We start from the raw sequence: 21,391 nt of genomic DNA, 5'->3' as shown, positions 1-21,391 counted from the left end.
CTCGGATAATGAACAATCCGGTCATTATCCGAGGCCTCGAATGCGTGTACTTTCCGTAATACTTTCCTTTTCAGTATTTCTATCCCTGGCATCGGCCCAGGAGCTATCGCAAGCCGAGCTCAGCAGGACAATCAAGAACGTCGCTATCCGGGCAGAGCGGGCCAAGCGCTACCTGATGGAGGGCACGCTGGTGCTCGAGGGACAGCGGGGCAACAACGCGTCCCGGATGCTGTCGAAAGCCAAATTCAAGCTCGCCAGCGGCCCTCAAGGCAAGTCGTTCCTGCGCATCGAGGCGGAGGAAAAGGATGAGTATCAGCTCATCTCCAATGGCCAGAAGAGCTGGGCATTTGTGCCCAAGCTGAAGCAATTCACGGAAGAAGAGGGCGCACCGCTCGACAATGAGGAAGCGGCCGGCGATTCGGACAATGAACGGGACCTGGCCGAGACGTTCACGCGCATGGTTGTGCCGGGTTTGGCGAGCATGTTCAAAACAGCCGAGAGTGCGGACCAGAACGGCGTCGCTGCCGTGAAGTTCGAAGGCCGCAAGGAGAAGTGGCCGCTGCTGCGGGTGATGTCCAAGGAGCACCAGCGGGACGGGCGCACCTACATTGAGATGGCCGTGCAGCCGGAGACGATGGACATCGGACACATGGTGTGGGCGAATACGCGGAGCAGCGAAGGTGAGCGCACCCTGATCCGCATGACGCTGGAGTTGACGAGCTTCCGGTGGGACGACGCGGTGCCGGATTCCACCTTCGAGTTCGCGCCGCCCAAGAACGCCAAGCGGGTGGATGCGGTGCCGATTCCCGGCCAGACCGGTTCGCTACTGCTGAATAAACCCGCTCCTGATTTCGAGCTGAAGACCCTGGACGGCGAGAAGGTGCGGCTGTCCGACCTGCGGGGCAAGGTGGTGCTGCTGAACTTCTGGGCAAGCTGGTGCGGGCCGTGCCGCCGCGAACTGCCCGGGCTGGCCGACATCTATGACCGGCTCAGCAAGAAGGGACTGTACGTCTACGGCGTCAACGACGAAGGCAAGAGCATCGCGAACGAGTATGCGAAGGAAGCCGTACTCTCCTTCCCTACCCTGGACGACTCCAATCGCAAGGCCCATAGCCTGTACCGCATCCGCTCGATTCCGACCATCTTCATCATCGACGCCAATGGGCAGGTGGTGCGCTTCCTCAGCGGCTCCCGCAGCAAAGAGGACCTGATGGCGGTGCTGAAGGGTGTGGGTTTCTAGTCCCTGGCAATCGAGACCAGGCGCAGCGTGGTGACCAGTTGAATGGCGAACGTATTGCCTGTGGTGCCGGGCGTAGCCGGTCCGTGCTGGATCTGATAGCCCACCTTGAGCAACTGGTGTGCGTTGGGGCGGTAGCCGACCGCCACCTCGTAGATGTCGTTGGCCGGGTTGCGGCTGGAGCGAACGTAACCCGCCCGGCCGGCCACATACCAGCGCGGGTGGAGCACACGCCGGACTTCCCCATAACCGGAGTGCTGGTTGAGGAACGGGACGACGCGGTAGGCCCGCTGGAACTTCTGCCATTCGCCGGTGACATCCCAATGGCCGCGCGCCCACTCAACATCCAAGCCGTAGGCTGACCCGGGCAGATCGCGGGGCTTCGCTTCGCCGGCCCGGTAGAAGGCGTATTCGCGGTGCAGGTAAGGGCCGCGGTAAGCGGAGACGCCGACGCGGAAGCCCTGAGTGAGGGTGACACCGGCTCCGCCGGCCCACGCACCGTACTGGTCGGAATCGAAGACGCTGCGGCGGTTGGCCGGGGACGAGTTGACGAACTGGGCCCGCAGGTCGAACTTCGCGAGGGTGAGGTCGGCCTGGGCTCCGGCCTGGCCCAGTGTGGTGATGGGCTTGTAGTAGTAGCCGTAAGTCACCGGCATGTCGATGACCGGGTTGGCCATGTCGTCATAGCGCAGCAGGAACGACCCGAAGGCGGACGAGAGCTGCCCGGCGCGGACCACCAGCGAGCCGTTCTTCCAGAACTGGGAGTAGCTGAGGTGAGCCTGCAGGAGATCGCCTTTCAAGCCGTGGCCCTGGGTGTTGAACTGTTCGTAGAAGTAGGGCCTGGTATAGACCTGGTAGGTGCCGGCGACGGACCAATGGCGGTTGATCTTCCAGGCCGGATAGAAGACCGCGCGGGCACCGGCCGTGGCGGGGGCGCCGTCTCGCGGTTGCACGGCCAGACGGTCACTGAAGAAGCCGCCAGCGCTGAGCGAAGTGCGGATCTCGAAACCGGAATTGGCCTCCTGCGCCAGTAGACTACCGGAGGCAGCCAGGATGAGGACTGCAAGTCTCATACTTCACTCGACTCCCTGGCCGGCAGCGGCGGATCGGCCACAGCCTCGACGAGGCTCAGCATGGAAGTCTCGAGGTTGAAGCCTTCGGCGCGGCGCCGCGCGAAAGCGGGCGCGAGTTGAGTAAAGACCTCGACGACGCGGGCATCGAACAGGCGCCCGGCGCTCTCCTGCAGCCAAGAGAGGGTCTCGTCGTGGCTCAGGCCGTTGCGATAGGGCCGGTCCGTGGTCATGGCGTCGTAGGTGTCGACCACATGGACGATGCGGGCCGGCAGCGGTGTCTCCTCGCCCAGCAGGCCGTTCGGGTAGCCGGTTCCATCCCAGTTCTCGTGATGGAGCTCGACGATGGAAAGGTAGGGCTGGAAGCCCTGGACACCCTCCATGATACGGCGGCCGATGGTGGGGTGCTGTTTGATGAGGTCAAACTCCTCGTCAGTGAGGCGCCCGGGCTTCTGCAGGACGGCGTCGCGGATGCCGATCTTGCCGATGTCGTGGAGCAGGGCGCCGATCTGCATCTCCTCCAGCTCCTCTGTGCTGAAGTTCATGGCACGGGCGACGGCGCAGGCCATTTCGCTGACGCGGCGGCTATGGCCGGCGGTGTAACGGTCGCGGGCGTCCAGCGCATTGGCGAGTGAGCCGCTGAACTCGACATAAGCGCGGTGGAGCGACTGGCGAGCCTCGCGGATGGAAGCCGCGGCACGGTTGAAGCTGCGCGTGAATTCACGGATCTCGTAGGTGGCGCCGGGCGTTGTCTGGAACTCGGGCAGCCTTCCGGTGGTGGCGCACTCGCGCAACTGCTCGGCGACGCTGGCGATGGGCTTGACGATGGAGCGCGAAGCCAGCAGGCTGACGACCATGGCGGCTAGCAGGGCGCCGAGTCCGGCGACGAGGAACACCTGGCGGAGAATGGCGTGGACCGGCCCGATGGCGGAGTCGACATTCTGCAGGCTGCGGAGGACATAGCCATCGCCGAACGTGACACTTTCAAGCGGCAGCGAGAGGTAGGTGTCGCCGCCGAGTTTGACCTTGCATTCAGCCTGCGGCAGGCACGCTTTGAGAGCCGCTTCGACCAGCGGCGTAGCGATGCCCGGAACACTGGAGATGAGGACCCTGCCGTCGCGCGTGAGTACGGCCGGGGTGGTGAAGCCGGAGAAATCAAAGGTCTCGCCGACGGCGAGGGTACCGATGAGTTCGTCGGCCTGTTCGAGAGCAATAGAGGTGACCTGGTAGGTGCGATCTTCCAGGTTCAGGAAGCCGCGGCCGGGCGGCTGGATGGCGGCCGTGTCCATTTCGATGAGACGTCCGGAGGACCGGATGACTCCGGCCAGAGGCTTGCCCTGGGTATCCGATACGGTGAGCAGGTCGAAGCCGAGCTTCTCGCCGACATCGCGCAACTGGTCCGCGACAGTGCGGCGTGCGTCGGCGCTTTGCGGTTCGACGGCCATCAACTGGAGACCGGCCTTCAGCGCGGCGTTCTCGCCGATGACGCGCAGGAACCGGCTGTTCTGCAGTTCGCCCTTCGAGCGGACGCGGGCGATGGTCGACTGGGTGTCGCGCAGCGCGGCGCTGAGCCGTTCGTGGACCGTGGACTCCACCATCTCCTGGATGGCCCAGAAACTGCCCGTCAGCAGCAGCGCGAAGGGCGTGAAGGAGTAGAGGAATGTGCGCGTGGCAAATCGCATGGTTTACCTGTCGTGCACGTGCCGGGCGGTGGTTTCCGGTCCCAGGGGGATGGAGAACTGGACCTTCACGGTGCCGGTCTCAGGGAGTTGGACCTTCTGGCGGAAGAAGCCGGCCGTCTTGTGCCAGGCCACCAGCGTGTACTCGCCGGCTGGGACTTGGGCGAGGGTAAAGCGGCCCTCGGCGTCGCCGCGCACATAGAAGCGGTTGGGCACGACCACGATTGCGGCTGCCATGTTGGGGTGGAGGTGGCAGTTGACGAAGACGATGCCCGGGTTCTGGAAGGGGACGCTGCGCGACTGGTTCCGGGGGTAGTTCCCGAGATCGAAGGACTTGGCCTTCGAGAGGGAGAAGACGTTGTGGAAGATGGGGTCAAGATTGGGGAATGAGACGGTGGACCCGGCCGGGACGACGAGGAGATCGGGCGAGAAACGGCGCTCTTTCTGCTCAATGGTGGCGTTAACGGGTTTGGAGCCGAGGGCGCCTTCCAGATAGACGACGACGTGCTCGCGCTCGTAGGCCAGGGGGTCGACGGTGGGATCGGGGCCGAGTTCGACGGCGGTGCCGCGCTGATAGGAGCCTGCCGAGGCGGTGACGGTGCGCTTCGTTAACTTCCTTAGAATCAGAATGTTGCCCTCGATGTCGGCAGCAGGGGCGACCGTCGCGGCGAGCAGCAGCAGGAGGACGAACCGGACGGCACCACCAATCATGACGAAGTGATCGACAATGCCACGTAATCGGACTATAGGAGATTGACCTGAATCGGCTAGGGTGCGGACCTAAGGTGACTGAGAGTTTGCGGCGGTCTTGTTTAGTCCTGGCGAACCAGAACCGCCCGCACCTTGAGGGCGAGCTGTTCGGGATTGAAGGGTTTCTGGATGAACTCGCTGCGCATATCGAGATGGCTTCGTTCGGAGATGGCAGCGCCACTGTAGCCCGACATGTAGAGCCATTTGATGTCCGGATAGATCTCGCGAATGAGGCGTGTCAGTTCGACGCCATCCATCTCGGGCATGACGACGTCGGTGAGCAGCAGGTCGATGACGACGCGGCCCGCGCGTGCGATTTCGAGGGCTTCGCTGGCACTGGAGGCTTCGATCACGGAGTAGCCGTAGGAGACGAGCACCTCGGCGGCGAACTGCCGGACGGCGGGCTGGTCCTCCACGACGAGGACAGTTTCCGTGCCGGCGGGCGGCGCGGCGGAAATCGCATCCCCTTGCAGGGGAGCCTCGGCCGCCACGGCGGGGAGGTAGATTTCAAAGGTGGCGCCGGCGCCAGGGGTGCTGCGCACCTCGATGATGCCTCCGCATTGAGACACAACGCCCTGCACCATGGAGAGTCCGAGACCGGTGCCCTTCCCGACTTCTTTCGTGGTGAAGAACGGCTCGAAGATGCGGGTGCGCGTGGGCTCGTCCATGCCGTGGCCGGTGTCGCCCACGGCGAGGCGGACGAAGCGGCCGGGCCGCCGGTCCGGGTGGTCGATGAGGGCGAGTTCGTACCAATCGACATGGGAGGTTTCGATCAGGAGCACGCCGCCGGCCGGCATGGCGTCGCGGGCATTGACGGCCAGGTTCATAATGACCTGCTCCATCTGATGGAGGTCTGCTTTCACCACCGCGCGGCCGGGACTCTCAATGACCCGGACCTCGACGTCCTCGCCGACGAGCCTGGTGAGCATTGGCTGAAGTGAGAGGACGACCTGATTGAGGTTCAGCGACTGCAGATTCATCATCTGTTTGCGGCTGAAGGCCAGCAACTGTTTCGTGAGGCTGGCGGCCCGTTCGCCGGCGGCATAGATCTGTTCGACGTGGGACCGGAGCGGGCTGCCGGCGGGCAGCGTCGCGAGTATCAACTGGCTATATCCATTGATGACAGTGAGCTGGTTGTTGAAGTCGTGGGCGACACCGCCTGCCAGACGGCCCACCGATTCCATTTTCTGCGCCTGCATGAGGCGCGCCTCGGTTTGTTTGCGTTCTGTAATGTCGCGGCTGACGCCGAGGATCTTGTGCACGCGCCCCTGCGCGTTCAACAACAGGGTGGTGACGACTTCAGTATCGACCAGCCCGCCTCCGGCGCGAATTTGTTCGAACTCATCCACGGCATGCACGGCGGTGAGGTCTCCCGACTCAATCTCCGCGATGCGCTGATTGAGTTTGCGCCGGGCGACATCGTAGGAGCGCGGGCTGAGCACCTGCTCCAGGCTGCGCCGCATGGAAGCCTCCAGCGGCAAGCCGCTGAACCGGCGGGCGGAAGGACTGATGTAAGTGAAGCATTCGGCCGCGAGGTCATAAAGCCAAATGACGTCGCCAGTATTCTCGGAGATCATGCGGTAGCGCTCTTCGTTTTCGCGTAGAGCGGCTTGGGCGAGCCGCTGCTCAAGGGCAATGGCCAGGCTGGCGGCCAGGCGTTCGAGCAGGGGAATCAAGCGGCCTTCCAACCGGCCGGGATTGCGATCGCCGAATTGCAGCAGGCCTAGCGTGCGGCCACCGAAGCGGAACGGGATGAGAGCCAGACTTTCAAAAGCCTTCAACGGGCAATTTGGGCGAAGCCGGATGGCGTCGCCGGGCTCGAAGCGGGACTCCGCCGGGGAGCATGACGTATAGAAGCTGCCTTCGGCGGTGAAACCATCGGGACGAAGGTGGGGATGACTGTGGTCCACCTGGCTGGACAATACCGCGCCGCAGAGGCAAAGCAGCCGGGGATCCTCGAAGGTTTGTTGGAAGGGAGAATCCCAAGGGCATTTCAAAGCATCGGGCAGGCCGGAGGAGTGCAGATAGGGGAACCTGTCTTCCTCGCGGAGCCGGATAGCCGCCGATTCGACTGCGGTGATGGAGAGGAGGAAGTCAATCACGCTGCGGACGAGTTCATCCAGGCTGCCGGCCCGATTGAGCAAGCGCAGGAAGGACACGGACCATTCCTGCTCAGTCTCGTGCTGCTTCCGCACACTGATGTCCTGGATGGTGCCGATCATGCGGATGGGCTGGTCATCAGCACCAAACACAAGTTCCCCGAGGCCATGTACCCAGCGGACCTGGCCATCGGAGATGCGAACAATCTGATACTCGAGATCGAAGCGGCCGCGGCGTGCGACCACGTGGTTGGTGAAGTGATCGGCGGCGGCCTGCCGGAAGTTGGGGTGAACGATCTGGACCCAACCAGCAATGGTCCTTTTGAAGGCCTCATCGATGCCGAAAATCTCGTTGAGGACACTGGAACTGGTCCAGGAATCAGTGGCGATATCCAGGACGTAGCTACCGAGGCCGGCAATTTCCTGGGTGGCGTGAAGGAGCCGGTGGCTTTCCTGGAGTACGGCGTCGACGCGGTGGCGTTCCGTGACGTCCCGGAGCATGAGGCCCAGGCGGCCGGGGGCGATGCGGAACAAGAGCAATTCGAACCATTGCCCCAATTCCGGCGATGAGACGTCCAAGCGGGCGGGAGCTCCTGTTGCCAGCACCAGAGCGCCCTTTTCCACCCAATCCGGCTTCGTTTCGGCAAACAGTGCACGGACGGAATGGCCCGCGATCTCGCCGGCGGGCCGAGCCGCCCAGCGGGCGAAGGCGGGATTCACGGCAAGCAGCAGGAGGTCGGCCACTTGTACCTGGTGATCGGCGACGGGCTCCAGCACGGCAAAGCCATCCATGATTTCGTCGAAGAGCATCCGATGGAGCTCCTCGAGGTTTTGAATGGCCTTTTTATCGACGATGAACCCTTCAATGCCCGTGACGGCGCCGTCTTCCACGATCGGGTAGGCCGTGAAGGTGTGGTAGCCAAGCCGGCCGTCCACCATGAGGCGCGAGAATTCGCCCGCGCGCACAGGATTACCGGCAAGCACCTGGGTCATCAGAGCCTCGGCCTGCGGAACGTCGCAGGGAGGCAACGTCACATTGAAGGGCTGACCCACAATCTGTGAGAGGTCAGAGAAGCCGTGTAGCCGGAGCCAGGCAGGATTCACCCAGCGGAAGGTACCGTCGGGATTCATCAGGAAGTACCCCGCTTCCGAGTTCTCTACAGCGTGGCGGAACTGTTCCTCCCGGACGAGGGGAGGCGCGAGACAATCATCGGGCCGGCTCAAGACACACTCCTCGCTTGAGCACACCGATAACCTGGGTGCGGTGCCGCAGGGATCCCAGTTCGGGTGCAATAGGCCGGTTCACAGCAGTCCATAAACTAACACGAAGCTTTACCGGCACAAAGTGGAATCTCATTACTATCACCTGGATGACGAAGCTTTTCAATTATTTCCCATGAAGGTTCATTCAGAGTAAAAACCTAGGCAATCGGCGGAGCTCCAGCGCTATGACGTGTGGGCGGGCCGACTTGAAAGGTTCAGGCCGCGGCTTCGTTCGACGGTTTGGCTGCCCTGACCTGCTTGAGCCAAGCAGCGGAGAACGACCGGGTGAACTGCACGGCGGTCTTGATACCGGAGACAAAGCGGGTTTGGGCGATGACCTGTTCGACGCGGGTTCCGGAGAAGAACTCCTTGATAAGAGGCTGCAGGGCGGTGACTTCGGCCATGGGTGTATGTTCGGCGATGGCGTGGATGGCGAAGGGATTCTGGAGCAGGAGGGCGGCGCGTTCGGTCTGGAGTTTGCGGAGCTCGTTCATGGCGCGATAGAGGGAGCGTTCGAGGTCGCGGCGATAGCGGGTGAAGTGGTTGAGACGAGCGGCATCGGCCTCGGAGAAGTCGATTGGGTCCGTTTCGGCGAGGATGGCGGACTCGAAGGTTTCGATGCGGCGGAGGTTCCAGGTATGGGCGAGGATGCGGTGGAAGACCTCTTCTTCGAGGCAGGACTTGGGACGGGTGTCGCGATGGAGGCGGGCTTGGAGGGCATCGAACTCCGCGCGGTCCTCTTCCGAGATGTGGGGAGAGCGGGCGGTGAGGCCGTGGCGGCGGGCGTTCTGGGCGGAACGAGTTTTACCCTGGGCGGTGACGGGCCCGGTGGAGCGTTGGGCATTGGCCTGGTTGGCGGTGATCTGAGCGGCGGAAGCCATGATGAAAGTCTCCTTAGAAATAGAAAAGGCCGGCATTGCTGCCGACCTGCATCCAGGTTAAAGGGGGGAGTCAATCCGTTTTTGCCTTTTCTTCGATAACAGGCACTGCAAATAAAGGAAATAAAGTTCTGAAACTCCTGTGATCGGAAAAAGCAAAATGCCGAAACTGGAGAGAAAGCGGGTCCGGGGCGAGCGGCAGTCCGCGGGCGAGCGCCTCACAGGGAGCGAGGGCGAAAGATCTCCATTGGGCGATTCAAGTCGATTTGTGTGGGGCTGACCAGGATCAGAGCACTGCTGAGAATTCGGTGGGGACCTGACGAGAAAGCAGGGTGCGGCCGCACGTAATTGGATACGGCCTGGCATTTCGAATGCGGCTCAGGCTGACTGTCATCGCCCATTCAAGTTGACTGTGTACGGTTCAGTACCGATTTAACTGGAACGCCGATTGTGGAACAATCAACCTGGGCATCACCACTGCTCACCGCGCTTGGATCCGACTCTCGAGAGCGGCAGAGGCGATCGTAGCTTCTGCGTTCAGGAGTGGGCCGACAGAAGACCTAAACGACTGCAAACAGTGCCCGGCTAGTTTTTGGCGCACCTACAACTCGCACGTTCCTGACGAGGAGATTCAATTCATCATGCAGTATGAAGTTGATAACGTCCTAAAACTTCTCGTCCTGAGATCCGGGCAGGCGCGATGAAGGCATCCGTGTTGTTAGGCGCCGGATGGGAAGACGACCTGGTGGACGTGCTGTGGCGAGACGCTGGCCGTGCTTTCTGCAAACTCAGACGGAAAGATGCCGCAAGCGAGATACATGCGTTTATACCACTCCCCTCCAGCGGTGAACGCCCGAACCTCGAGACTGTCAGCCGCCTCACTCACGAGTACGAACTGAGAGAGCATCTGGACGCCACTTGGGCACTGCGGCCGGTGGATTTCACCCGCGAGCGCGGACAGCCGATGCTGGTTGTAGACTACGCCGGAGGCGCACCCCTGGATCGCCTCGTCCAACAGCCGATGGAGATTGGGCAGTTCCTGCGACTGGCCACAGCCCTTGCCGGAGTCCTCAGCCGAGTCCACGGATGTGGGCTGATCCACAAGGATCTCAAGCCTGCCAATGTTCTCGTAGACTCGGATAGCGGTCTCGTCCGGCTCACCGGGTTCGGTATCGCCTCACGACTCCCACGCGAACGCCAGTCGCCCGAGCCCCCCGAGTTCGTTGCGGGAACGCTCGCCTATATGGCGCCAGAGCAGACAGGACGAGTGAATCGCTCGATCGACTCTCGCAGCGACCTCTACTCACTCGGCGTCATGTTCTACGAGATGCTGACTGGCGGCCTGCCGTTCACCGCATCCGATCCGATGGAATGGGTGCATTCCCACATCGCCCGACAACCGGTGGCACCCGCCGAGCGCATGAGCCGTGTGCCGGTTCCGGTTTCGGCGATCACGATGAAGCTGCTCGCCAAGACGGCGGAGGAGCGCTATCAGACCGCGGCGGGGGTTGAGAGCGATCTGCGCCATTGCCTGTCGCAATGGGAGTCTCAGCGACTGATCGACAATTTCGCTCTAGGGGCGCACGACGTACCGGATCGCCTCATGATCCCCGAGAAGCTGTACGGGCGGGACGGCGAGATCAACACCCTGCTCACCTCGTTCGATCGAGTCGTCGCAGGCGGGCGGCCGGAACTGGTGTTGGTCTCCGGATATTCCGGCATCGGCAAGTCGGCGGTCGTAAACGAACTCCACAGGCCGCTTGTCCCTCCGCGCGGACTGTTTGCGTCCGGCAAGTTCGATCAGTACAAGCGCGACATCCCGTATGCCACGCTCGCGCAGGCATTCCAAGGCCTGATTCGGCCGCTCCTTAGCAAGACCGACGCTGACCTGGGCAAATGGCGTGACGCGCTTCGGGAGGCGCTGGAGCCGAATGGGCAGTTGATTGTCGATCTCGTCCCGGAATTGAAGCATGTCATCGGGGAACAGCCACCGGTGCCCGAACTTCCACCGCAGGAAGCACAAAGACGTTTCCAACTCATGTTTCGGAGGTTCATTACGGTCTTCGCTCGCCCCGAGCACCCGCTGGCGCTGTTTCTTGACGATCTGCAATGGCTTGATCCGGCGACACTCAACCTGCTCGAAGATCTATTAACGGGCAGCGACCTACAACACCTGTTTCTCATCGGCGCCTATCGGGATAACGAGGTGAATGCCGACCACCCTCTGATGCGCAAATTGGATGCGATCCGCAAGGCCGGTGCAGCGATCCAGGAAATCGTGCTTACGCCGCTTGGCCGCGACGATCTGGGGCAATTGTTGGCGGATGCCCTCCACGGCGTAGCGGCACGCTCGGCGCCGCTGGCGGAACTGATTCACGAGAAAACGACGGGGAACCCCTTCTTCGCAATTCAGTTCATCTCGACTCTGGCGGATGAAGGCCTGCTCACGTTCGACATCGGCGAGCGGGCGTGGATTTGGGACCTTCCGCGCATTTATGCCAAGGATTTCACGGACAACGTCGTTGATCTCATGGTCGGGAAGTTGAATCGCTTGCCGACTGAAACCCAGCGAGCTCTTCAGCAGTTCGCCTGCATGGGCAATAGCGCAGAGTTCGAGATGATGCAGATGGCCTATCCGGGCACAGCGGCAGATATGCACGACCATCTCTGGGAAGCAGTGCGGTCGGGTCTCATCTTTCGCGCGGACAATTCGTATCGCTTCCTGCACGACCGGGTGCAGGAAGCGGCCTACTCGCTGATCCCGAAGGAGCAGCGTGCTGAGGCGCACCTGCGCATCGGCACCCTGCTCGCAACCCGCACGCCTCCGACTAGACTCGAAGAAGCCATCTTCGAAATCGTCAATCAACTCAATCGCGGCAAGCACCTTGTCGCGCCGGCCAAAGAGCGGGAATGGATCGCCGACCTTAATCTGATCGCTGGACGTCGGGCGAAGAATGCCACGGCATATGACTCGGCACTCAAGTACCTCAGGGCCGGCAGCGCTCTTCTGACAGAGGAGACCTGGGAGAGCAACTACGCGCTCGTCTTCGCGATTGAATACCTGATGGCCGAGTGCGAGCTCCTGACCGCCGACATGGGCGCCGCGGAGGATCGACTCTCGCGACTGGTGCAACGTACCAGGAATCGTCACGACTTCTGCATAGTGACGCGTCTCCGACTCACCCTGTACACCGCATCGGATCAAAGTGATCGCGGAGTGGCGGTATTCCTGGACTGGCTTCGCGAGCAGGGGACTGTGTGGCCCAGTCATCCAACCCGCGACGACGCAATGCCGGAGTACGAACGCATTTGGGCTCTGCTTGGGAGCCGGACGATTGAACAACTGGTTGACCTACCATTGGCGACCGACGCCGCATTCCTTGACACCCTGGATGTCTTCAGTGAAATCGTGACGCCCACGCTGTTCTACGACGATCAGCTAATGGCGCTCGTTGTTTGCCGCATGGTGAGTCTCAGTCTTGAGTACGGCAACTGCGATGGCTCCTGCTTCGGTTATGCGTGGTTCTCCATGCTGGCCGGGCCGCAGTTCAACAACTATAAAGATGGTTATCGCTTCGGTCAGCTCGGCTACGATCTGGTGGAGAAGCGTGGGTTGACGCGCTATCAGGCCCGGACCTATATTACATTCGCGAACGGCGTGGTCCCATGGGCGAAGCATGTCGCAACCGAACGCGACCTCGTGCGCCGTGCATTTGACCTCGCGTATCGAGCCGGCGACCTCACATTTGCCGCCTACCGCGGGGAACAGCTAGTCGCAAACTATCTGATAGCGGGAGACCCGCTTGTCGAGGTTCAAGCGGAGGCCGACAATGGTCTCGCGTTCGGTAAGCGAGTGGGCTTCGGCTATGTGATTCACGTCTGCGGATCGGAGCTCGGACTTGTCCGGACGCTTCGCGGATCCACCGCGCAGTTCGGGTCGCTGAATTACGACGAGTACGACGAACTGGACGCGGAGCGGCAGTTGGCGGGCAATCCAATGTTATCTCTCGCCGAGTTCTGCTACTGGACACGAAAGATGCAGGCGCGCTATTTTGCCGGAGACTTCGCTTCGGCCGTCGCTGCCGCGCAGCAGGCGCAGCGGCTGCTGTGGACAGCACCATCTCAAATCGTCACGGCGGACTACCGCTTTTATGCAGCACTTGCCCACGCTGGAGGCTTGGAGTCTGCCGATACGGACGGCAAGGCTCTGCAAATGGATGCGTTGGCGGCTCACCACGCGCAACTCGAGGTATGGGCAGAACACTGCCCGGCCAACTTTGCGGAACGCGCCACGCTCGTTCGTGCGGAAGTCGCGCGTATCGAAGGCAGGATCGTTGACGCGGAGACGCTATACGAGAATGCCATTCGTCTGGCGAACGCGAACGGCTCTGTGCACAACGCGGCGGTATCCAACGAGCGTGCGGGTTGCTTCTATGCTGCGAGGGGGTTTGAGGGAATCGCGACGACCTATTTCCGCGATGCCCGCTCCTGTTATCGCCGATGGGGAGCTGATGCCAAGGCTCAACAACTCGAGCAACTGCATCCTCAGATCGGAACCGCAGGAGTGGTCCCCGACGCGACCGCGACGATCCAGACGCCAGTCGAGCACCTCGATCTGGCGACCGTGATCAAGGTATCCGAAGCCGTGGCGGGCGAGATCGTGCTGGAAAAGCTGATAGACACGCTGATGCGCACGGCCATCGAGCATGCGGGCGCCGAACGAGGCCTCCTGATTCTTCCTGTAGGGGATGACTATCGCATCGAGGCGGAGGTAACCACTAGCAGCGATCATTTGAACGTGGTCATGAGGCAGGCAAGCGTGACGGCTGCCGATCTTCCGGGTTCGGTCTTCCAGTACGTTCTGCGAACCAAGGAGAAGGTACTCCTACACGATGCGGGAGGTCAGAACATCTTCGCGTCAGATGAGTACATTCGCGAGCACCGCCCACGTTCCGTGCTCTGCCTTCCCCTCCTCAAGCAGACCAGGCTACTCGGGGTCTTGTATCTCGAAAATCGCCTTACGCCCCACGCGTTCACACCCGCGCGCATGGCTGTCCTAAAGTTGCTGGCCTCGGGCGCCGCGATGTCCATGGAGAACACGCGACTCTACACCGATCTCCAGGAGCGCGAGGCGCGCATCAGCGCGCTGAAGGATCAGCTCTACCGGGAGAACCTGGCCCTGCGCGACGAAGTCGACCGGGTGTCGATGTTCGAGGAAATTGTTGGCTCCTCCAAGCCGTTGCAGGCGGCACTGTCGCGTATCACCAATGTGGCGCCGACGGACTCCACCGTGTTCATCTTCGGAGAGACGGGAACAGGCAAGGAACTCATCGCTCGCGCTGTTCACAAACGATCCCGGAGGTCAGGACGCGCGTTCGTCAGTGTGAACTGCGCCGCTCTGGCGCCCACCCTGATTTCGTCGGAACTATTTGGTCACGAAAGAGGAGCCTTCACAGGCGCCCTCCAACGGCGGCTCGGCCGGTTCGAACTGGCCGATGGCGGCACGATCTTCCTGGACGAAGTGGGTGAACTCCCGCTCGACACCCAGGTGGCGCTCCTCAGAGTGCTGCAGGAGCGCGAGTTCGAGCGGGTTGGAGGCGCGCAGACGGTTCGTGTCGACGTTCGAGTCATCACGGCGACTAACCGAGATCTGACGGCCGCCGTGGCTAACGGAAGTTTCCGCCAGGATTTGTTCTATCGCCTGAATGTCTTTCCCATCGAAGTGCCACCGCTCCGGGAACGAGCAGACGACATCCAGATGCTCGTCGAGTACTTCGTGCAAATCTTCGCGACCCGGTCGGGCAAGCGCTTCAACTCGATTGACAAGAAGACGCTAGAGTTGCTGCAACACTACGACTGGCCGGGCAACATCCGTGAACTGCAGAACGTCATCGAGCGGTCCGTGATTGTGGGCGCAGGCGAGGTGTTTGCCGTCGACCCTGCCTGGCTGGCGACCCGAACGGCGCAGCCCCGGCCTCGAGTGGCCGCGCCGGCTCTACCGCCAAGCCAGCCGCGCGGAGAGAGAGAGACCATCGAAGCGGCGCTCGCCGAGTGCCGGGGCCGAGTGGCCGGGCGCTTGGGCGCTGCGGCGAGACTCGGAGTGCCCCCGTCGACGCTTGACCATCGCATCAAGGCGTTGGGCATCAGCAAGACGGACTTTAAGTTTCGCTGAATCCTCCCCAGATCCGCCAAATTCACCAAAATCACCATCATCGCCATTTTCACCAGTCGATCCCGAGTCGGATCTCCTTCAAATGCAATGAATCAGGTAAGGCGGACTGCGTGCTTTGAGACACGTCAACACGCGGCTGCGAAGTGGGCTGCGAAGGAGACAGTAATGACAACAGCAAAGCTAGCAAACGTGGTCGAGTCAACGACGATTCGCCCATTCCAAGTCAAAGTCCCTGAGGCAGACCTGATCGACTTGCGCCGACGTATCGTCGCCACCCGGTTGCCCGAGAAAGAAACGGTCGGGGACTTTACCCAGGGCGTGCCGCTCGCAACCGTTGAGAAGCTTGCACGCTACTGGGCGACGGATTACGACTGGCGCAAGATCGAAGCGCGGCTTAACGCCGTGCCGAACTTCATCACCGAAATCGATGGTCTTGACATCCACTTCATCCACGTGCGCTCGAAGCACCAGAATGCTTTGCCTGTCATCATCTCGCACGGCTGGCCCGGCTCTATTGTCGAGCAACTCAAGCTCATCGAGCCGCTGACCAATCCGACGGCGCATGGGGGGACCGCGGCGGACGCGTTCGACGTGGTGATTCCGAACATGCCGGGTTATGGCTTCTCGGGCAAGCCCACCAGCACCGGGTGGGGCCCGGACCGAATTGCTCGCGCCTGGGTCGTGCTCATGCAGCGGCTCGGGTACTCGAAGTTCGTAGCGCAAGGCGGCGATTGGGGCGCGGTCGTCGTCGATTTGATGGGACTTCTGGCACCACCGGAGTTGCTGGGCATCCACACCAACATGCCCGGTGTTTATCCAGCTGAGATCGACGGCGCGGCCTATTCCGGTGCGCCGGCGCCAGCGAGTTTATCAGCCGAGGAGAAACTGGCGTACGAGCGACTGCAGTTCGTCTATCAGAAGGGGATTGGCTACGGGTACCAGATGGGGCTGCGACCGCAGACGCTGTATGGAATTGCGGATTCGCCGGTCGGCTTAGCCGCGTACTTCCTCGATCATGACGCTCGCAGCCTGGCGCTCATCGCTCGCGTGTTCGACGGCGGGTTGGAGGGACTGACGCGCGACGACATTCTCGACAACATCACGATCGCGTGGCTGACGAACACCGGGGTTTCCGGCGCTCGTCTCTACTGGGAATACTGGGGCAAGGGGTATTTCAATGCCAAAGGCGTCTCCATCCCGGTTGCCGTGAGCGTCTTCCCAGACGAACTCTATCCCGCTCCGCGGAGCTGGACCGAGCGGGCTTATCCCAACCTCATTCACTTCAACCAACTGCCCAAGGGCGGACACTTCGCCGCCTGGGAGCAGCCGAAGTTCATGTCCGAAGAAATGCGCGCGGGCTTCAGTTCTCTGCGCGAGTAACGAAAAGCGGACGCCTGCGCGCCGCGGAGGACAGACTCTGCAGGGATTGTCATCTCCGCGGCGAGGCGCCGTTCGTGGCCTCCGCCATTGCATCTGAGAGTGGCTCCCGGTGCTGCGAGCAGCGCTCGACCAGCAGCACGAATCCCAGACGCATAGGAGGATTTACAGGTGCAAGAGAGCTGGCATCAGGGGCTCGTTTCGGTGATTCAGTGAATGGCGTTGCGGGACCACAGTCACCCGCAGTGCAACGTTGCCAGGTGGCTCTCGTTTTCAGTTTGGGCCCGCGCGGCGCGGCGGGCCGGGCGAATCGATCCTGCCTTGGACTGGAGCTCTGTGTCAATCCCTCGCATCGGAGGGCGGATGCGGTTTCTGCTTCCGCCCGCTGCTTCTTAACCGGCGATGAGCCTAGATGGTGCATTTGACCGGAGCAACATTTGGCTGTCAGTCAGGACCGTCGAGGAAGTTTGCCTTCGCGGCGATCTGGTGCGTGACGGAACCGGATGTCAGCCAGGCTGTGCCGAACCAGAGGAAGCGGCAGTCATGTGGCCGCTGGAAGCCCGGAAGCGTTCTCTCGGAGGGAGTGCCCAGGCTAGGATTCAGCGGGCCGGGTGAGGTGCACGATAACGAGCTTCTGCCCATGGAGTAGCTCTGGCTTCTGAATGAGGCGGCTCCCTACGCCATCTTCAGGCGACGGCCGTAAGCGGACAACCGGAGATGTGGCCACACTGCCGAAGAGGGTACCGGCAGGAAGCACGGATAACATGACCTCGCATGCCATCCCGATAGGCGGCTTGGCCGGTGCGGCGACGGTGGGACAACGGGCTTGGGCTTCTAGCGCCTGTCCGCGAGACGAGCCGTGAAGGCGTCGATCTGCTCCACCACTTCGCGCGGATTGCTGATGAGGAGATGGTGTGTGCCTGAGAGTTCCACCACCCGGCCGTGTTCAGCGAACGCTTCGAACCATTTCTCGTGCTTTCGAACGCGCTCGCGGGTCAAGAGAAAGAGCTTTTCCAGGCGTTCGCGAACCGCCGGATCCCCAGTTGCCATGATGCCGAGCTCCGGGAAAGGTAGTCGATCGGAACTGCCCCTTTGCACGAGGTCATCCGCTGACTTCGGGATCGCATAAATGGCCACGGCCGGCACGTGGATGCGCTCAGGATTGTATGGTTTCCTGAATGCGGCCCGCATCTCCTGGACCATCGCCTGAATGATGGCGCGATCCGGAGTATACATGCCTTTGATGGTTCCGTCGGCGTTTGCGGTCCAACGAGCCCGCAGGTGCGCTTCGGGTCCCGCGCCACCGTATTTCTCCAGACAGGCGCGCAGGGTTGCGAAGGACGCAAGGTCAGCTGGCTTGGGATTAGGCGCGGCCGGGAGGGTTCGCGCCACTGCGTTGAAGGCCTCGTTGTCTGTGTCGTCTCCGCGATCGAACGCCGCGTCGACGTACACCAGCCCTGCGATCCGAGCAGCGTAACGTGCGCCTAGCGCATGCATTTCTTCCCCGGCGAACGAATGTCCGACTACGACAGGGGCCTTGAGGCCGACTGTCTCGATTACGCGCACGATGTCCTCGGCGAGGCGTGCGACGGCGTAGCCGGCAGCGGTTGCGGATGAGCCCGGATGGCCGCGCCTGGTCACGCCGACGACGCGATACCGTTTGGCCAACACCGGCGCAAGATCGTCATAGACGTGCGCCGTATCACCTGCTCCGGCCAGGAGGAGCAGGGCCCGGCCGGAGCCGCCCCAATCCAGTACCTCCAGCCGCACGCCGGCGTCGACCTCCACGAGTTTGACTACATGTGGCGACGGGTCCTTCCACTGTGCCTGCTGTGATGAGGAAGGCGTCAGAAGAGCTAGAAGACCGCCCAGAATGTAGTGAGAACGGCGGATCATTGAAGCTGCTCCTGAGAGAGAACTGAGCAGGCGAAGCTTCGACGACGAGCGACCGCGGCGCCTGTAAGCAGCATCATCGGCGCGAGCAGGCCGGCCGCGCAGAACAGGACAGTGCCGGTGTTCGATGGGTCGAGCCACACCGCGGGCCCACCGAACGCAATCAACAGTGCATCAGTCGCAACGGCGAGCGTCGTGCACGCCGCCATGCCGCGACGCGGGGCCAAGGCGACCAGTGTCACTCCGGTCCAGAAGGCTCCGCTCCACCAGGACAACGCGAGGGCAACCCACCCCACAGGCGAAGCGATCCACTGCGGGACGAGGAAGACCGCGGCAAATCCTCCGACTACCGGCGGTGTGAGGAGCGCCAATCCTGCCAGTATCAGCGCGACCATTCGCAACGGCGCCGCCATCACTGCGCTGCGCCAGAGTGCGAGGGTGACGCTTACCGCGTGCAGCCAGAACCAGATCGAGCCTCGCAGTTCCCGTTCTTCAGCCAGATCGCCGGTCATCGCGACTGCACGATCTGAGGAAGTGAATAGCGAGAACAACCTTTCAACGACCTTGTCATGCATGAGCGCCTCCCATAAGATCCAGCCCGTCCAGCAGCCGTTGGTGCGCCTGCAAGGCACGAGTGAGCGCCTCCACGCCGGCGGCGGTGACCGTCACAAGGCGCTTCGCCCTGCCGCCTCGTTGTGGAGTTGGGTCGCTCATGCGCGATGTAATTAAGCGCTTGGTTTCGAGACGCTCGAGCGCGGTATAGAGCGCGCCCGGCGCGACGGTACGGCCTGCACGATCAGCCAGTTCCGCGCGGATGGTCACGCCGTACGCGTCATCACGCAGCCGGAGAATTGCGAGGAGGATGAGTTGTTCGAACTCGCCGAGATTCAGCGGAGCCGCCATTTGAACTTCATTGTAGTTCAAATCGATCGCCTGTCAGGTCATGGGGGCGCGATCAACGGGCAGGCGGGTCGGTAGGTGGCAGTCATCCTGCAGAAGAGAGCAGCCTCGCTTTTAGCGGTGGATTAGGAAATGATCACGGGCTGTTTATTCTCGACTCGTCCAATCGGGTGGGGGAACACGCAGCGCCGTAGTTCTTCCGCCGATGCCTCTGGCCGGGTTCACAATACCAGGGCGGCTCGCACGGCTACATTCCCAGATTCGATTGCTCCTCAACATGGCGAGATCAGCGATGTGGCCGTGGCCGTGATTTGCGCCTGTGCCGCCGAACGCACCGGCCGCTACCCGGCGGTGAGCTGTCTCAGCACGGCCAGTTTCTCGCTGGTATGCGGAGAGTATTTGAGGTCCGGATCCGGCACCATGTCTTTCTCCAGGATGCTCTTGTAGTGCGAGAACGCCCTGAATCCGGCTTCGCCGTGATAGTTGCCGATGCCGCTGTCGCCGACTCCGCCAAAAGGCAGATTGCCATTCGAAATATGCATCAAGGCGTCATTGACGCAGCCGCCTCCGAATGACACCTCGCTGAGCACCTTCTGCTTCGTGGCTTCATCGTTCGTGAACAGGTAGAGCGCCAGCGGCTTCGGACGGGCTTTGATTTCGCTGATCGCGGCGTCCAGATCCTCGTAAACCAGAACGGGCAGCAGCGGCCCAAAGATCTCATCCTGCATCACGCGGTCGGTCCACTCCACGCCTTTCAGGACGGTAGGTTGGATCCATCGCTCCTGCAGGTCATAGCCGCCGCCCAGCAGCAACTTTTCCGGATCGATCAATTCCACAATCCGCAAGACATTCCGCTCGTTCACGATCCGGACATAATTCCCGTTCTCCAGGCTGTAGTCTACGCGGGCGAGTTCCTTCTCCAGGCGTTCCAGCAAGCGGGCCTCGACGCTTTTGTGGACCAACACATAATCCGGAGCGATGCACGTCTGTCCGGAGTTCAGAAACTTGGCCCAGACGAGCCGACGCATGGCCTCATCCAGATCTACATCAGGAGTGATGATGACCGGGCTCTTGCCGCCCAACTCCAGCACCACGGGCGTGAGATGACGGGCCGCAGCCTGATAGACAATCCGGCCCACCGGAACGCTGCCGGTAAAGAAGATCATGTCGAACTTCCTGGCGAGCAGCTCCGTGGTCTCAGGCACGCCGCCTTCCACCACGGCGAAGTACTCCGCGGGGAAATTCGCTCGAATCAATTGGGCCAGCAAGCTGCTGCTGTGTACGGTGAGTTCGCTCGGCTTGAGGATGATGGTGCAGCCAGCCGCCATCGCCGCCATGACGGGGCACAGCGACAACTGATAGGGGTAGTTCCAGGGGCCAATGACCAGGCTCACCCCAAGTGGTTCCGGGAGGATGTAACTCTTTGCCCGGGCGTTCAACAGGTTGGCGTCCACCGTCCTGGTTCTGGCCCACTCCCGGACACCGGCGAGGGCGGCCTCCAGTTCGTCGTAAATGACGTGGAATTCCGTCAGGAACGTATCAAACGCCTGTTTCCCAAAATCGGCCTGGATGGCAGCCTGAAGCGCTGCTTCGTTGGCCTGCAGCATGGACTTCAACTTGAGTAGCTGGCCGATGCGAAATTCGAGCGGTTTGGTGAAATTGCCGCGAAAGTATCGGGCTTGGGCGGCCACCACGTCCGCAATCGCTAAGAGGCCGGCATCGGGCCGCTGTCCTGTCTGGGTCGCTGCGTTCATGTGGGCTCCTTCAAAAAGTACCGACTCCCGTGTCGTTCAGATTGAAGTATGCCCGTCATTGCCGTTGCGCGCGCCCCCTGTCCTGGTGCCGGCGCACTACCACTATTGTGGATAACGGACGTTGGGTCCATCCCTGCGTTGGTGAAGCTTGCAGCGCCGCGGGCGATCGACCAGCGGCGATGTCGTGGGGCGTTTGGCGACATCCAGCATGCTGGCTTCGACAGCCTGCACAGGGATGACCTGGCTGCCGCGGCAGATGTCTCGTTGTGACAGCTGCGCTTCGAACCGATGACCACAATCGCCTGTCTTCCCCCACGGG

The 21,391-nt window shown here is 61.8% G+C and carries 12 protein-coding genes; 3 read left to right on the top strand and 9 right to left on the bottom strand.

Features of this window, described 5'->3' with window-relative positions:
* Positions 1–40: 40 nt before the first annotated feature.
* Positions 41–1,240 carry a redoxin domain-containing protein gene (locus ACR9Y2_RS28865; protein WP_435045341.1) on the top strand — a complete coding sequence of 400 codons (1,200 nt, stop codon included), beginning with the start codon at positions 41–43 and terminating at the stop codon, positions 1,238–1,240.
* Here the strand turns inward: ACR9Y2_RS28865 and ACR9Y2_RS28860 are convergent.
* From ACR9Y2_RS28860 to ACR9Y2_RS28840, 5 genes are all read right to left on the bottom strand, one after another.
* Complete coding sequence (locus ACR9Y2_RS28860; protein ID WP_435045340.1) at positions 1,237–2,310, bottom strand: hypothetical protein; 1,074 nt, start codon at positions 2,308–2,310, stop codon at positions 1,237–1,239. The genes ACR9Y2_RS28865 and ACR9Y2_RS28860 overlap by 4 nt on opposite strands.
* Positions 2,307–3,989, bottom strand: coding sequence for an HD-GYP domain-containing protein (locus tag ACR9Y2_RS28855; protein WP_435045339.1), 1,683 nt, complete (start codon positions 3,987–3,989; stop codon positions 2,307–2,309). Before ACR9Y2_RS28855 ends, ACR9Y2_RS28860 begins: the two co-directional genes overlap by 4 nt.
* A gap of 3 nt (positions 3,990–3,992) precedes the next feature.
* Positions 3,993–4,697, bottom strand: coding sequence for a hypothetical protein (locus ACR9Y2_RS28850; protein ID WP_435045338.1), 705 nt, complete (start codon positions 4,695–4,697; stop codon positions 3,993–3,995).
* 101 nt (positions 4,698–4,798) lie between these two features.
* Entirely contained in the window at positions 4,799–8,059 is a 3,261-nt protein-coding gene (locus tag ACR9Y2_RS28845) for a PAS domain S-box protein (RefSeq protein WP_435045337.1), read from the bottom strand.
* A 254-nt stretch (positions 8,060–8,313) separates the two neighbouring features.
* Positions 8,314–8,979: a hypothetical protein gene (locus ACR9Y2_RS28840; RefSeq protein ID WP_435045336.1), complete on the bottom strand. Its 666-nt coding sequence runs from the start codon at positions 8,977–8,979 to the stop codon at positions 8,314–8,316.
* Between the two features lie 697 nt (positions 8,980–9,676).
* On the opposite strand from ACR9Y2_RS28840, the gene ACR9Y2_RS28835 reads away from it, so the two are divergent.
* Positions 9,677–15,148, top strand: coding sequence for a sigma 54-interacting transcriptional regulator (locus tag ACR9Y2_RS28835; protein ID WP_435045335.1), 5,472 nt, complete (start codon positions 9,677–9,679; stop codon positions 15,146–15,148).
* Between the two features lie 87 nt (positions 15,149–15,235).
* Entirely contained in the window at positions 15,236–16,528 is a 1,293-nt protein-coding gene (locus ACR9Y2_RS28830) for an epoxide hydrolase family protein (protein ID WP_435045334.1), read from the top strand.
* An 831-nt stretch (positions 16,529–17,359) separates the two neighbouring features.
* Here ACR9Y2_RS28830 and ACR9Y2_RS28825 read toward each other — a convergent pair.
* From ACR9Y2_RS28825 to ACR9Y2_RS28810, 4 genes are all read right to left on the bottom strand, one after another.
* Positions 17,360–18,421, bottom strand: coding sequence for an alpha/beta fold hydrolase (locus ACR9Y2_RS28825; RefSeq protein WP_435045333.1), 1,062 nt, complete (start codon positions 18,419–18,421; stop codon positions 17,360–17,362).
* On the bottom strand, positions 18,418–18,993 hold the full coding sequence (locus ACR9Y2_RS28820; RefSeq protein WP_435045332.1) for a hypothetical protein: 576 nt from the start codon (positions 18,991–18,993) through the stop codon (positions 18,418–18,420). Before ACR9Y2_RS28820 ends, ACR9Y2_RS28825 begins: the two co-directional genes overlap by 4 nt.
* Positions 18,986–19,342, bottom strand: coding sequence for a PadR family transcriptional regulator (locus ACR9Y2_RS28815; RefSeq protein ID WP_435045331.1), 357 nt, complete (start codon positions 19,340–19,342; stop codon positions 18,986–18,988). The genes ACR9Y2_RS28820 and ACR9Y2_RS28815 overlap by 8 nt, the downstream gene beginning before the upstream one ends.
* 317 nt (positions 19,343–19,659) lie before the next feature.
* On the bottom strand, positions 19,660–21,072 hold the full coding sequence (locus ACR9Y2_RS28810; protein WP_435045330.1) for an aldehyde dehydrogenase family protein: 1,413 nt from the start codon (positions 21,070–21,072) through the stop codon (positions 19,660–19,662).
* Positions 21,073–21,391: the final 319 nt, after the last annotated feature.

Origin of the sequence: Paludibaculum fermentans (assembly GCF_051172195.1) — a bacterium.
In the GTDB taxonomy this organism is placed as follows: domain Bacteria; phylum Acidobacteriota; class Terriglobia; order Bryobacterales; family Bryobacteraceae; genus Paludibaculum; species Paludibaculum fermentans_A.
This window is presented reverse-complemented; position numbering and strand designations above follow the sequence as displayed.